General features: G+C 46.3%; 17 protein-coding genes. 11 read left to right on the top strand and 6 right to left on the bottom strand.

Annotation, left to right across the window (positions count from 1 at the left end; genetic code table 11):
* The first annotated feature begins 70 nt into the window (after positions 1-70).
* The 7 genes from TOLA_RS06630 (at position 71) to arfB (ending at position 4,728) form a co-directional block, all read left to right on the top strand.
* Positions 71-700: a LysE family transporter gene (locus tag TOLA_RS06630; RefSeq protein ID WP_012729514.1), complete on the top strand. Its 630-nt coding sequence runs from the start codon at positions 71-73 to the stop codon at positions 698-700.
* An 81-nt stretch (positions 701-781) separates the two neighbouring features.
* Positions 782-1,102, top strand: a complete 321-nt coding sequence (locus TOLA_RS06625) for a hypothetical protein (RefSeq protein ID WP_041609484.1) — start codon at positions 782-784, stop codon at positions 1,100-1,102.
* Between the two features lie 13 nt (positions 1,103-1,115).
* The gene (locus tag TOLA_RS06620) at positions 1,116-1,772 is read left to right on the top strand and encodes a LysE family translocator (protein ID WP_012729512.1); all 657 of its coding nucleotides are present in this window, start codon (positions 1,116-1,118) and stop codon (positions 1,770-1,772) included.
* 33 nt (positions 1,773-1,805) lie between these two features.
* The gene (locus TOLA_RS06615) at positions 1,806-2,153 is read left to right on the top strand and encodes a cupin domain-containing protein (RefSeq protein WP_012729511.1); all 348 of its coding nucleotides are present in this window, start codon (positions 1,806-1,808) and stop codon (positions 2,151-2,153) included.
* On the top strand, positions 2,150-3,742 hold the full coding sequence (locus tag TOLA_RS06610; protein WP_012729510.1) for an oleate hydratase: 1,593 nt from the start codon (positions 2,150-2,152) through the stop codon (positions 3,740-3,742). Before TOLA_RS06615 ends, TOLA_RS06610 begins: the two co-directional genes overlap by 4 nt.
* A 34-nt stretch (positions 3,743-3,776) precedes the next feature.
* Positions 3,777-4,265, top strand: coding sequence for an NYN domain-containing protein (locus TOLA_RS06605; RefSeq protein ID WP_012729509.1), 489 nt, complete (start codon positions 3,777-3,779; stop codon positions 4,263-4,265).
* Between the two features lie 52 nt (positions 4,266-4,317).
* Positions 4,318-4,728 carry an alternative ribosome rescue aminoacyl-tRNA hydrolase ArfB gene (gene arfB / locus TOLA_RS06600; RefSeq protein WP_012729508.1) on the top strand — a complete coding sequence of 137 codons (411 nt, stop codon included), beginning with the start codon at positions 4,318-4,320 and terminating at the stop codon, positions 4,726-4,728.
* 10 nt (positions 4,729-4,738) lie between these two features.
* Here the strand turns inward: arfB and TOLA_RS06595 are convergent, their stop codons facing one another.
* The 5 genes from TOLA_RS06595 to TOLA_RS06575 all read right to left on the bottom strand — a co-directional run bounded on the left by TOLA_RS06595 (position 4,739) and on the right by TOLA_RS06575 (position 8,710).
* Positions 4,739-5,380, bottom strand: coding sequence for a hypothetical protein (locus TOLA_RS06595; RefSeq protein WP_012729507.1), 642 nt, complete (start codon positions 5,378-5,380; stop codon positions 4,739-4,741).
* Between the two features lie 191 nt (positions 5,381-5,571).
* Positions 5,572-6,042 carry a hypothetical protein gene (locus tag TOLA_RS06590; protein ID WP_148210425.1) on the bottom strand — a complete coding sequence of 157 codons (471 nt, stop codon included), beginning with the start codon at positions 6,040-6,042 and terminating at the stop codon, positions 5,572-5,574.
* A gap of 164 nt (positions 6,043-6,206) precedes the next feature.
* Complete coding sequence (locus TOLA_RS06585) at positions 6,207-6,701, bottom strand: hypothetical protein (RefSeq protein ID WP_012729505.1); 495 nt, start codon at positions 6,699-6,701, stop codon at positions 6,207-6,209.
* A gap of 145 nt (positions 6,702-6,846) precedes the next feature.
* Positions 6,847-8,166 carry a polyamine export protein PaeA gene (gene paeA / locus TOLA_RS06580; RefSeq protein WP_012729504.1) on the bottom strand — a complete coding sequence of 440 codons (1,320 nt, stop codon included), beginning with the start codon at positions 8,164-8,166 and terminating at the stop codon, positions 6,847-6,849.
* A 268-nt stretch (positions 8,167-8,434) separates the two neighbouring features.
* A complete protein-coding gene (locus tag TOLA_RS06575) occupies positions 8,435-8,710 on the bottom strand; it encodes a glutaredoxin family protein (protein ID WP_012729503.1) in 276 nt (91 codons plus the stop codon).
* Positions 8,711-8,895: 185 nt separating this feature from the next.
* On the opposite strand from TOLA_RS06575, the gene TOLA_RS06570 reads away from it, so the two are divergent.
* From TOLA_RS06570 to TOLA_RS06560, 3 genes are all read left to right on the top strand, one after another.
* A complete protein-coding gene (locus TOLA_RS06570; RefSeq protein ID WP_012729502.1) occupies positions 8,896-10,779 on the top strand; it encodes a pyruvate kinase in 1,884 nt (627 codons plus the stop codon).
* Positions 10,780-10,824: 45 nt separating this feature from the next.
* Complete coding sequence (locus TOLA_RS06565) at positions 10,825-11,154, top strand: thioredoxin family protein (RefSeq protein WP_012729501.1); 330 nt, start codon at positions 10,825-10,827, stop codon at positions 11,152-11,154.
* Positions 11,155-11,237: 83 nt separating this feature from the next.
* Positions 11,238-11,726 (top strand): hypothetical protein, encoded by a 489-nt coding sequence (locus TOLA_RS06560; protein WP_012729500.1) that lies wholly within the window; start codon positions 11,238-11,240, stop codon positions 11,724-11,726.
* Between the two features lie 4 nt (positions 11,727-11,730).
* On the opposite strand, the gene mscL is transcribed toward TOLA_RS06560, so the two are convergent.
* Complete coding sequence (gene mscL / locus TOLA_RS06555; protein WP_012729499.1) at positions 11,731-12,174, bottom strand: large-conductance mechanosensitive channel protein MscL; 444 nt, start codon at positions 12,172-12,174, stop codon at positions 11,731-11,733.
* A gap of 98 nt (positions 12,175-12,272) precedes the next feature.
* Here mscL and TOLA_RS06550 point away from each other — a divergent pair, with 98 nt between their 5' ends.
* On the top strand, positions 12,273-13,244 hold the full coding sequence (locus TOLA_RS06550) for a Gfo/Idh/MocA family protein (RefSeq protein WP_012729498.1): 972 nt from the start codon (positions 12,273-12,275) through the stop codon (positions 13,242-13,244).
* Positions 13,245-13,262: the final 18 nt, after the last annotated feature.

Here is a 13,262-nt window from a genome sequence, read left to right as displayed (position 1 = left end):
ATATAGCCGCTCTGCTCTTTTTCCTGTATCGTTTTGCCATGAGTAACCGTCATTTCAGAGGTATAACGGTATGACATTAGATGTCTGGCTTGCCTTCTTTGCAGCCTGTTGGGTTATCAGTCTTTCTCCGGGTGCCGGCGCTATTGCTTCCATGTCGAGTGGTCTGCAATTTGGCTTTTTACGCGGCTACTGGAATGTCATCGGGCTTCAGATCGCGTTAGCTATCCAGATCCTCATTGTCGCTGCTGGTGTCGGCGCTATTCTTACCGCTTCAGCGTTAGCCTTTAACTTAATCAAATGGTTTGGTGTCGCTTATCTGATCTATCTGGCTGTCAGACAATGGCAGCAAAAACCATCTGAGATCCAGACTGAACAGCAAGCCGTCAAAAACGTAAATCCAATGGCCTTAATAGCCAAAGGTTTTCTGGTTAATATCAGCAATCCTAAAGCCATTGTTTTTATTCTGGCGGTCTTACCTCAGTTTATTGATCCTGCAAAATCACTGGTACCACAATATTCACTCATGATGGTCACCATGATTGCCGTCGATATGATTGTGATGGCTGGCTACACCTGCCTGGCCGCAAAAGTCTTATTGTTTCTGAGAACACCTCGTCAGCAACGTATCCTTAATCGTAGTTTTGCAAGCATGTTCGTTGGCGCAGCCTCCCTGCTTTCTTTAGTTCATCGCTCAAGCTGATATATAAAAACATCATGTGCCACTCACTCATGAGCGGCATAATGACTAGTAAAAATGACTCAATAATATGTGGGCCTTCAAATGAAAAAAACTGTCAAAGCACTGGTCGCCATTTGCTCTCTTTTGATCAGTAGTATCGCTTTTTCTGATGACTGCAAGTCAGATAATTCCGGGTATTACTGTGCTAAAGACTGGAAGGCGGAATACATGGACGGGCCTTGTAAAGTTAAAGAAGAATCAAAGCCTTACGAATATAAAGTCGAGATCAAATGTAAAGATGGATACGGTGCTCACTGGGCTGGCGAATGGAAAGATGAGTACTGGGATGGTCCATGCAAAATAAAGAGAGATGTAAAGTTTGATGAATACAAAGAAGAAGTGAAATGCAGACGCGACGATTAGCGTAGGAGTCTCTATGTTTGGCATTCATGATCTGACACTTTTCATTATCTCCGGCTTCTTGCTGAACATCATGCCCGGCCCGGATACTTTGCTGATCATGTCCAAGAGTGCATCTCAAGGCTGGCGAGCAGGCAGTGTTGCTTCTCTGGGCATTGGCTCTGGTGTCTTTGTGCATGTATTAGCGGCGGCTTTAGGTGTCTCGGCCATCCTTGCCAGCTCTGCCACTGCATTTACCATCGTGAAATATGCAGGTGCGGCTTATCTTGTCTATATTGGTATTATGGCTCTGCGACAAAAAGCCAAAAACAATACCGGCACTGATGATGCAGAATCAGCGAGCCCGGTAAGTTCATCACCACTTTCAATGCGATCTATTTATTGGCAGGGTTTTCTGAGTAATGCATTAAATCCGAAAGTGGCGTTGTTCTTTCTGGCTTTTGTTCCTCAATTCATCAGCCATGATTCACCTGACAAGGCGTTAGCTTTTATTATTCTGGGCGTTATTTTTAACTTTAACAGTATGCTCTGGTGTCACTTTCTTGCTGTTTCCACATCATTAGCCAGCAAACGCCTGAAGGTCAGTAAATCCCTCGGTTTCTGGTTAAATAAAACGATCGGAGTCATGTTCATCTCTTTAGGTTTCAGACTGGCCTTAACAGCAAAAAGTTAGCAAAGCATGCAATGTTGTTCGCGAGGCTTTTATATGCGAACCGGAAACTTGTTTGTTGATGCACTCCCTCCCCTGGAAGGCGAACGCACCGAGACATTACTGACGCGAAGAAATCTGGTTATTGAACGAACCGTGAGTTCTGCGGACGTTACTCCACACGAGTATGTGCAATCTCAGGATGAATGGGTCGTACTTCTTCGGGGAAATGCCATTCTGAATGTCGCTGGCGAGATTGTTGAACTCAACGCCGGTGACTATCTGTTTTTACCTGCCGGCCTGCCCCACCGTATTCAGCATGTTTCTGAAGGCGCCTTGTGGCTGGCGGTTAACTTATACCAGATAAAAGAACATCTGATATCAGTCAGGAAGTCCGGACGATGAAAATTAATCAGGACAGTTCTTCGAAAATCTATCTCGTCGGAAGCGGCATCGCCTCGCTGGCCAGCGCCGTTTACCTCATCCGGGATGCAGGCATCCGCGGGGAGAACATCAGCATTCTCGAACAGGACGCCACTGCCGGCGGAGCGCTGGACGGTAAAGGCGACCCTGAGCACGGTTTTATTGCCCGGGGCGGAAGGATGCATGAGCGGCATTTTGTCTGTTACTGGGACCTTTTGTCAGGTATTCCCTCCGCAACAGACCCCGCAAAAAGCGTCACCGAAGAAAGTTTTGAGTTCTCAAAACGATTCACTTCCCGTTCTCAGTCACGTCTGATTAAAGAAGCCAAAATACTCGATGTCTCTTCGTACGGCCTCCGTCTGCAGGATAAGTTCGACATCATCCGGCTGACCGTAACGCCGGAAAAGCTGTTGGGCAATAAAGCCATTCAGGATTGGTTCAGCCATAAGTTCTTCGAAACTAACTTCTGGAAGATATGGGAATCCATGTTCGCATTTCAGAAGTGGAGCAGCCTGGCAGAGATGCGGCGCTATTTCCTCAGGTTTATGCACCTGTTCCCCCAACTTCACGAACTGGGCGGCATCTACCGGACTGTTTACAATCAATATGACTCTGTCATCGTTCCTCTGCAAAACTGGCTGAAGGAACGCGGTGTAAAGTTCAATTTCGGAACGCAAGTCACCGACATTGATTTCAATATCTCTGATTCAGCCAAGACCGCGACGGCCATCCACTGCACAGAAAAAGGTATTCAGAAAATCATCCTCCTCTCCGAAGAGGACTATGTTTTCATCACCAACGGATCTATCGCAGAGAGCACCGATACCGGCTCGATGACACAACCAGCCATACAGAAAACGAAAGGAACCTCCGGCGCGTGGACACTTTGGGAATGTATCACCAGCAAAGACCCTGCCTTTGGTCACCCCGGTGTATTCTCAAATCAGATCGATCGGCAAAAATGGGTATCATTCACGGTAACATTGCATGATCCCACCTTTTTGCGGCATCTGTCTGCCACCTATGGTTATATCCCCGGCGTGAGCGGTTTAATGACCATCACAGACTCGAACTGGCTACTCTCGATTGTAGTGGCAGCTCAGCCACATTTCGCCAATCAGCCAGCCAACGTCGACATATTCTGGGGATATGGCCTTTATCAGGACAGGATCGGTAATTTCGTGCAGAAACGGATGCAAGATTGCAACGGCGAGGAAATTCTGACCGAACTTTTTTCACATCTGGAAATAACCGGTAAAATGAAGCCCGTTCTCGATGCAGGCAAGGTAAACTGTCGCCCGACCATAATGCCGTTCATTGACAGCGAATTCATGCCGAGGACACAAGGCGACAGACCTGACGTTATCCCCGCAGGCGCGACCAATTTCGCCTTTCTGGGAGAATTTTCGGAAGTAAGCAACGATTGCGTATTCACGGTAGAATATTCGGTCCGGACAGCCCAGACAGCGGTCTACACGCATTTCGAGACGGGAAAACACATACTGCCCGTCTACATCGGCGGACATAAAGTCCGCTCACTGATAAATGCGGTTATCGCGATGAGCCGATAGATTCTGACTCAGACTAAATATAATCAGGAATTTCATGGAAAGAGTCGTCGTACTCGTTGATGTACAAAATATCTACTACACAACAAAACAAGCATACAACTGCAATTTTGACTATAACGCATTCTGGAAAAAAGTTACGGCAAACAGGCAGGTTGTAAAAGCAATTGCATATGCGATTGATCGTGGCGATGAAAAGCAGCGACAATTTCAGAATATCCTCCGGGCTATAGGCTTCGAAGTAAAACTAAAACCATTGATCCAGCGAGTTGATGGTACAGCGAAAGGCAATTGGGATATTGGGATTACGCTTGATGCAATGGAGTATGCAAAAGAATCCGATATTGTTGTATTAGCCTCCGGTGATGGTGATTTTGATTTATTAATAAACAAAATCCATAAAGACTACGATGCATGGGTTGAGGTATATGGTGTGCCCAAATATACCTCTGTAGCGCTTGTTAATTCAGCATCAAAATTCATTCCGGTTGACAGTGAATTGTTATTAAAAAAAGACATCAGATAAGCGCGTTTATCACTGATAGAATAGTATTTTTGAATCAAAGGGTAACTTTGTTGTGTTGGAAATATCTCTTAATGTCGCCATTCCTGATGCTGAAATTGAGCTCACTGCAATCAGAGCTCAGGGAGCCGGTGGACAAAATGTAAACAAAGTCTCCTCTGCCATTCATTTACGATTTGATATCAAAGCATCATCGTTACCGGATTTCTATAAGGAACGCTTGTTAGCCCTGAGTGACCAGCGGATCACCAGTGAAGGTGTGATTATCATCAAAGCTCAGCAGTATCGGCTTCAGGAACAAAATCGCGCTGATGCACTGCTACGGTTGCAGGAATTAATCAAAAGTGTGGCTAAAGTTCAGAAAGCGCGCCGCCCGACCAAGGCGACGAAAAGCTCTCAGCGAAAACGCATGGATAGCAAAACACTACGGGGAAAAACGAAAGCGTTACGAGGCAAAGTGATCTGAAACATTAGCTTTAATTTTCTTTCGTGTCATTTGCACTATTTTCAGTTTTTTTCTCCTGCTCCGCCTGGTCAAGTGTCGCAAGCTCAGCCCGCAGTCTTTTCAACTCCTGCCGGTAAATTTCTGCATCACCGTAATCCACAAACCCATCATAATAAGGATGTGCATGCAAAACCCGGCGTGCATGTTTTATCGGACACCAATATTGCTCGGTTCGTCCGACTATTTCCCGGATATAAGAAATTAATCCGTTGCCATAAGAGCAATAGCCACAGTTAATTTTTTCAATAATATTCAGATAACCGAGATACGCCCGATCATATACAAAATAATCTTTGCGACGCACACGCGGAATACCATACAGCGGGAAACAGATATATTGATAGACAGTAACAAACAGATCCATCAGGAGCATAGGGAAAAGTACAGAATATATAATGGGTGCTGTAACAACGTGGCGTAATTTTGCCCGGCGCAAATATTTGAACAGCCCCATTTTAAAACGGCGCTGTTGCTCCAGCACTTCCCGCTCAAACCGAACGCGTTTTTTCTCAAAATCGATGTGGAGTTCAGCGCGCCGGCGCTCCATCTCCAGTTCAATTTCGTCCTCGATCTGACGAATGCGGTCCAGTAATTCTTTTATTTTCTGGTTCATAGCATCCCCTATTGTCTGGTTATGGCTTCACGAGCCAAGAAGACTGAATCAGTTCAGGGATGTGTCACCTCCAGGACTGTTACTGTACTAAGTCTCAATACTTCCTGATCTTATTGTTATCAGAATACAGACTTTGTTATTTTCCGATGTGAGCGCTATCAGGTTATTCATACCAATCAGCTTGCCCTGCGTTAGCCTCTGGCACCAAACCGGTATTTATCCGTGATCTCTTCTTTGGCAACGGTTAGTGTTTTGTTCATTGACCGGAGAATATATGCATGTTTCTCATTGAAATAGGTCAACAGATCCTGCATCTGGGATTTATCTCCCGGAGATACCGATACGGCCAATTCCTCTGCAATACATGTGAGCATAGCGTGCTCTGTCCACGGGTTTTCCACCTGGGTCACGATTGCATTTTCTTTTATTATTCGGGTAATGGTTTCACTTTTACTCAAAAGTGATAACAATTGTTCGGTAGAATAATTACCGGAATATGTAGGTGTCATGTCTGCCGTTATTGGCTTTGATGCCAGATATGACAAAAAATGAGCAGACAGCTGATATTCTTCGGCATATTCCAGAAAAAAACGGATTTGGGTCTCTTTGTCCCATGAGCGAGCAGCGATCAGCTCATCATATTGCTGTTTTGCACCAGTCACGCGCATCTCCCCCTGATTCTGCACATTAATAATACCTGTTTCAGTTTCTATGCATCTGAAACAGGATAAATGCAAGTCCGGTGCCGGTATGCACAATATCAGGGAAAGGAACTATTGCGTCAGAATGAGCCATTTCAGCGGTGGAAATAGCCCGGAGAATTCAATCAGCTGAAAGTGGCATAACGTTTATAAATTTGTTCAAAGAATTCATCACCACTATCATCTTTCGTCGTTTCGGAAGTCTGATGTTCTTGCTGTGGCTGAATATATGACGCATGACGCAGGTTAAAATAGGCCAATAATTCCTGTACCAGACGTACATCTTCCGGATCAACCGCGATAACAATGCTATTCGCTATGCATTTAGTCATATCCTTCAGCGTCCACGGGTTTTCATCCTTCACCGCGAGCGAGTTTTCTTTAATCACGTCTGTGATGCGCGAATTTTTTACCACCAACTCAATAAGCCGTTCTGCCGAATATTCTTTTGATGAAACCAGAGTACGCGTCTGAGCCGTCGGCTTTAGTCCCAGATAAGCTAAAAAATGATCTTCTAACTTAAACTCTGCAGCGTATTCGAGGAAATGCTGGATCTGAGTATCCTTATCCCATCCCCGATCAATCAGTAACTCTTCATATCGCAGCTTCAGATCACTCACAACCACTCTCCAGAATACAACGCACCAATGTACATCTTGCGTAAGCGCAAACATTGCGTGACATTATATTCTGAATGACTCAAGTGCAGCTATTAAGTCTGTCACAAGACTGTCATATTTTGGAAATAAAGTGCTTGATTTCGCCTCAATTTTTCGCTGTTAAAGAAAGACTCTCAGATTCAGTATTCACGATACGGGTAACCAGCAGCTGATCGATCTTGTAACTATCAATATCGACCACTTCAAATTTATACCCGGCATAAGTAACGGAATCGGTACGCTTGGGAATTTTACGCAGCATAAACATCATAAAACCCGCGATGGTTTCATAGTTCTCGTATTCAGGAAATTCTTCAATATTCAGCACCCGCATGACATCATCAATCGGTGCAATACCGTCTATCAGCCAGGAGTGATCATCACGCTGAACGATCTGTTCTTCCTGATGCTGATTCACCAGATCACCCATCAGCGTATTCATGATGTCATTCAGGGTAATGATCCCTACCACCAGCGCGTATTCATTCAGAATTACCGCAAAATCTTCTCTTGAGCCTTTAAAGCTCTGCAGCGCCTCGGTCAGCGTTAACGTATCCGGAATAAACAAGGGCGCCTGTATGAACTTGCCATCGGTCAGTAATATGGGTTTCTCATTCAGTACATGCAAAAGTATATCTTTGGAGTCGACATAGCCTGCGACCGTATCAATATTACCGTCACACACCAGAAACTTGGAATGAGGCTGTTCTGCGATGATTTTCTTAATGTTTTCTTCTGTTTCGCGCCGATCAAAATAGACGATGCTGTCACGTGAAGTCATGATCGACGGGACAGTTTTCGAATCCAGCTCGAATACATTTTCGATCAAATGATGTTCCTGCTCCCGCAGCACCCCCGCTTGTGCACCAGCCGACATCATGGCGTAAATATCATCCGGCGTGATCACTTCTTTATACGTGGTCGGCAGCTTGAACAGACGAAATAACGTATTTGCTAATCCGTTAAAAATCCAGACTAATGGCTTAAATATCGCCACACAGAACAGCATCGGCGCAACAATATGTGTCGCGATCCGTTCCGGTGCCATCATTGCCATCCGTTTCGGGATCAAGTCAGCAAACAGAATAAACAACGAAGTAACCAGCATAAATGAGATTGCAAAACTGATGCTGTCTAAGAGCGGTGGCTCAATCCAGAGTTTCAGAACATCCAACACGTAAGGTGTTAATGCCGATTCACCGATAATACCGCCGAGAATGGCCACTGCGTTCAGCCCGATCTGCACTACCGTAAAGTAATGCCCCGGCTGTTCCTGCAATTGGATTACCTTATTGGCTTGCTCACTACCGGCATCAGCCAGTTGCTGTAATTTAAGTTTGCGGGAAGCGGCAAGCGAAATTTCAGAAACCGAGAAAAAGGCACTGGTAACAATCAAGGCTGCAATTGCGAAAAAACTGTTTGTCATGATAGATGCTCTAGATAAATGAAAATGTCGGATATGCATGACATCTGTGCCACAGTATGACACTAAACAACTGTTTTGTGACAGATTTGCCAGCAGAAGCCAGCGTTTCTGTCAAATTACAAGTTTAGCCCAAGCTTTGGTTGTTGGCCTATGACTGCCCGTATTTATGCACTTCCCGACAAGATCTTCACCCAGACAGATTTTGAGCTTTATTAGCAACTCCTCCACCAGCAACAATTTCCGGGTGAAGAAGTTGCAGACACTGGCATCAGATAGCAAATTGCTGTTTCAGATAACCGATAATATCCAGTGACTCATACAACCAGTGGCTTTGCCCTTGGTCATCAATGATCTGAAGACATGGTACCTGGCGTTTTCCACCACCCGTCATTAATGCTTCCAGATGAATACCTTCCGCGATATTCCGGTTTTCAAGCGCAATTTCAGCTTGTCCGCAAAAATCCGCTACCCGGACACAATACGGACAGGATGGCCGCATATAAAGAGACAGGCGATTAAGATCAGAAACAGCCGGTAATGACATAGGGAACTCCTCAGCAAGAAAACCAATATTTTACATATATTATTGTGGTTTCCGGATATATACCATTATTCGCACCACAGATGAGCAATTAGTGTAGATATCTATTTCAGAAGCGGAACAGACGTCATGCAATTTTCACATTCCTTATCCTAAGATGATTTCATCAGCTTAATTAAGAGAATGCTATGGCCTCACGAAAAAGCAATAACAATACAATATGGGAAAGCAATCATATTGCACAGCTAATTAAAGAACTCTCTGTCATACGGGAGAATATGATTGCGGCCCCCATTATCGCCCAGAAATATCTTGATAAAGTTCATCCCGATTTTTATGAAAGCGCCGTTAATCTGCTGCACTATCTGGCGCTGCGCCGGCATGATCTGCGTTCGTTACAATGCCAGTTGTCCGAACTTGGCCTCTCGTCCCTTGGCCGGGCTGAAGCTCATGTCTTAGCCTCTCTCGATAAAGTGCTGTATATCCTGCACAGCCTGACCGATAACATCCAGGCTGCAGCAGAAAAACATCCCGCGATTAATTTCGCCAAAGGACAACAATTACTCAAAGAACATACGGATACACTACTCGGCAAGAACAGTTCCGGCCGGGATGTCCGCATCATGGTGACCATGCCAAGCGAAGCCGCCGATGACTACACACTGGTGCATAATCTGCTGAAACAAGGCATGAATTGTATGCGCATTAACTGTGCACATGATGATGCCGATGTCTGGTTCAAAATGATCCAGAACCTGAAAATGGCCGAACAGTCATTAGATACCTCCTGCCGTATTGTGATGGACCTGGCCGGCCCTAAATTACGCACCGGGCCAATGGAACCGGGAGCCGCGGTCATTCATATCCGCCCGCAACGCGATGCCTATGGCCGGGTGGTTGCTCCGGCCCGGATATGGCTGACCACTGACCCGGCAATTACGCCGCCCCCATCGCAGACGGATGCAGTGTTACCTGTATCAGGCAAATGGCTGCAGCGATTACGGAAAAGCGACATAGTGTCATTTCAGGATACGCGCGAATCCAGACGTTATCTTAAAATTATGGATGTCACACTGACCGGGTGCTGGGCAGAGATAACACAGTCTGCCTATATTGTTTCCGGAACAGTACTGCACCATGAAAGAAAAGGCGGCAATAGTGAGCGTAAGACATCTGTTGGCGTTCTGCCGTATACCGAAAACAGCATTACATTATTTCCGGGCGATTTACTGTTACTGACCCGCGATCTGAAACCCGGACGGCCGGCAACCCGGGACAGCTCGGGAAAAATTCTCACTCCGGCTCATATTGGCTGCACCCTGCCGGAGGTCTTTAATGATATTCGTTCAGGCGAATCAATCCGGTTTGATGATGGCAAGATTGGCGGCATTATCGAAAAAGTAGAAGCGGAACATGTGCATGTGCGGATCACGCATGCCCGTATGCAGGGCGAAAAGCTGCGCAGTGATAAAGGCATCAATCTGCCGGACAGTCACCTCCACTTAACGGCATTAACACAACAGGATCTGGATGATCTGCCATTTGTGATCCAGCATGCCGATGTTGTGGAATTGTCATTCGCTAATAGTGCGGAAGATGTTGCGCTATTGCAGCAACATATGAGAAAACTCGGTGAACGTCAGCCCGCTATTGTACTGAAGATCGAAACCCGCCGCGGGTTCGAAAATCTGCCGGATATGCTGCTGACCGCGATGCGGGCACCAATGTGTGGCGTCATGATTGCCCGTGGTGACCTGGCGGTGGAATGCGGTTTTGAGCGACTGGCGGAAGTGCAGGAAGAGATCCTCTGGATCTGCGAAGCGGCCCATATTCCGGTGATCTGGGCAACACAGGTGCTGGAAACACTGGCAAAAGAAGGTATGCCATCCCGTGCTGAAATTACTGATGCCGCAATGGGGCACCGCTCTGAGTGCGTTATGCTGAATAAAGGACCTTATGTACTGAACGCCGTACAGGTGCTTAATGACATCCTTCGCCGGATGCAGTCGCATCAGTCGAAAAAACAATCGATGCTCAGAGAGCTGCAACTGGCCCATACGTTCCCGGATTAATACTTTTCCGACTATGTTCCTTCAGAGAAAAAACGGAGTTTTATCATGACTATGCTTGTTTATCAGGACGAAGAGCCCTCTGTTACCGAGGTGGAATCCTTTACCGGTCCGGTAGTGATTGAATTTGGTAATTCCTGGTGCGGCTTTTGTCAGGCGGCTCACCACTTTATTTCTGCCGCAATGTCAGAACACCCGCAGGTTAAACATATCCGGATTGCCGATGGCCGGGGAAAACCGCTGGGACGGGCATTCAAAGTAAAATTGTGGCCCACACTGATATTTCTTCGTGATGGTCAGGAAGTCGCCCGGATTGTACGCCCTGACAACACAGATGAAATCAGTAATGCACTGGCTCAGATAGAGATCATCAGTTGAATTGATAACATCCGAACAATAAGTTCTTAACAGAACGGAGATAATGATAAAATGAACGGCTTTTTTGCCGTTGGAGTGTTGTTTTGTTTCGTTTTCATTGTGAAGGATTGAATGGTGAACAGGCTGATATCTCAGTACTGGCTGTCGATTGGTCAATACAGGGAGATACCCAGTTCTCCTGCAATGACGATCAGTTTGCCTGTCTGCTGCTGAGCGGATGCCGGAGTGACAGCGGCGGCTTCTTTAACCTGCTGGCCGGAACGAAACCCATGTATGTGGAACAGTGGCTGGAATATCTGCAGGAACAGCAAAAGATTAAACAGGTCCGCGTCAAAATCAGTCTGCCGGATGATGCTAACTATAATGAAGCACTGAGATTAGACGAAGAAAATATCCAGCAACTCTTGCCGCTGATCTTCAAAGTCGGTGGATTTAACCGCTTACAGCTAAACCGCTATCTGAAGCAGCGCAGCAATCCGGCCACTTTATCTACCCGCTACGGGCCGGCCGAATTGCAACGCTACCGGATCCTGAATGACATTATCCGTTTACTCAACAAACTACGTCGCTGACTCGTTACAACTCTGATGTGCAATGTGGGCAACGGGTTGCCTCTAATGCAATTTCAGAGCAGCAGTGCGGACATTTCTTTGTTGTTACCGGCTTAACTTCTTCATCTGCCCGCAGCTTATTCATGGCTTTTACAATCATAAACAGCGCGAACGCAACGATAGTGAAGCTGATAATGGCATTCACAAACAAGCCAAAATTCAGCGTGACTGCACCCGCGGCTTTTGCTTCCGCTAGCGTTTGATAAGGCGCTGCGGCTTTAACACCTTCTTTCAGTACAACAAAGAAGTCAGAAAAATCCACGCCCCCCAGCAGCAAACCAATGGGTGGCATCAGCACATCATCCACCAGACTTTTTACGATGGAACCAAATGCTGCACCGATGACGATACCTACCGCCATATCAACCACATTGCCACGCATGGCAAACTTTTTAAATTCACCTAACATATCTTGTCTCCTGTCCGGTTAAAAACCCAATTGAATCTTCTACTCGATCCTATTAATAAGCGTAAACTACATTAAATAATTTATCTTAAGGGTAGCATATGAAAGCGGGTGTAATTGGAACAAACTGGGGACGGGTCCATGTTCAGGGGTTGCGGAAAGCCGGTTGTGAAGTGATCGCGATGATGGCTCACGATGCAGACCTGGTCGCAAAAATCGCTGCTGAAGAAGGTATTCCTCAGCATGGTACTGAGCTTTCCGTATTCCGTGATTGTGATGTGGTCGCGATAGCGACGCCTACTGCCAGCCATCTGAATTATCTGCAGGCCTTGCAGGATAAAATCGTGTTGTGCGAAAAACCGCTCGGTCTGACTCCGGACAATCAGCAGCAATTTCTGGCGCTGGATGCCCGACGCAGTTACATCAGTTTTCCTTTCCCATTTCTTGACTCAGCAAAACAATTACAGCAACTGATCAACAGCGGTGATTTTGGTGAACTGATGCGGATCACCGTTGTGGCTGGCGTAAATCTGCCTTATCCAAAAACACCGGTGGAATGGTTTATGGAGGATATGATCCATCCGTTTTCACTGCTGACACATCTGTTTGGTAACATGGAATTCCTCGGTGCCCGTCAGGGCACAGGCTGTAATATTTCCGCACAATTGCAGTGTCAGCATGCGCTGGTCGATTTGCTGCTCTGCCCCTGGCCACAACCCGGACTGCATTTTGACATTACACTGATTGGCAGCAAAAATGCGTATCAGCTGCGCGGGGGTTTCCGCCCGGATCGTCAGTGGTGGATGGAACCATTAATGATCGATGACATTGCCCATGGCAACGGAGAAGAAGCAAAAGACGCTATCTGGATCCGGGCTAATCATCGGGTCTCTAACGCATTGATTAAACACCAGAAAGGCGAGATCAACGATCAGCAAGCGATGGAACTTGGCTTATTCCCGTTGCAGCGCGCTTTGGCGATGGAGCAAAGCCTGTTACCCTTGTGGCACGCACTGGCTCAGTATGATCAGCGTCCGACATTAGCTGGTAATATGGTCTGGCAAACAACTTAATATTGCAGGAACTTTCAA

Source organism: Tolumonas auensis DSM 9187 (assembly GCF_000023065.1).
In the GTDB taxonomy this organism is placed as follows: domain Bacteria; phylum Pseudomonadota; class Gammaproteobacteria; order Enterobacterales; family Aeromonadaceae; genus Tolumonas; species Tolumonas auensis.
Note: the sequence above shows the minus strand (reverse complement) of the source record. Positions and strands in the feature narration are given on the sequence as shown.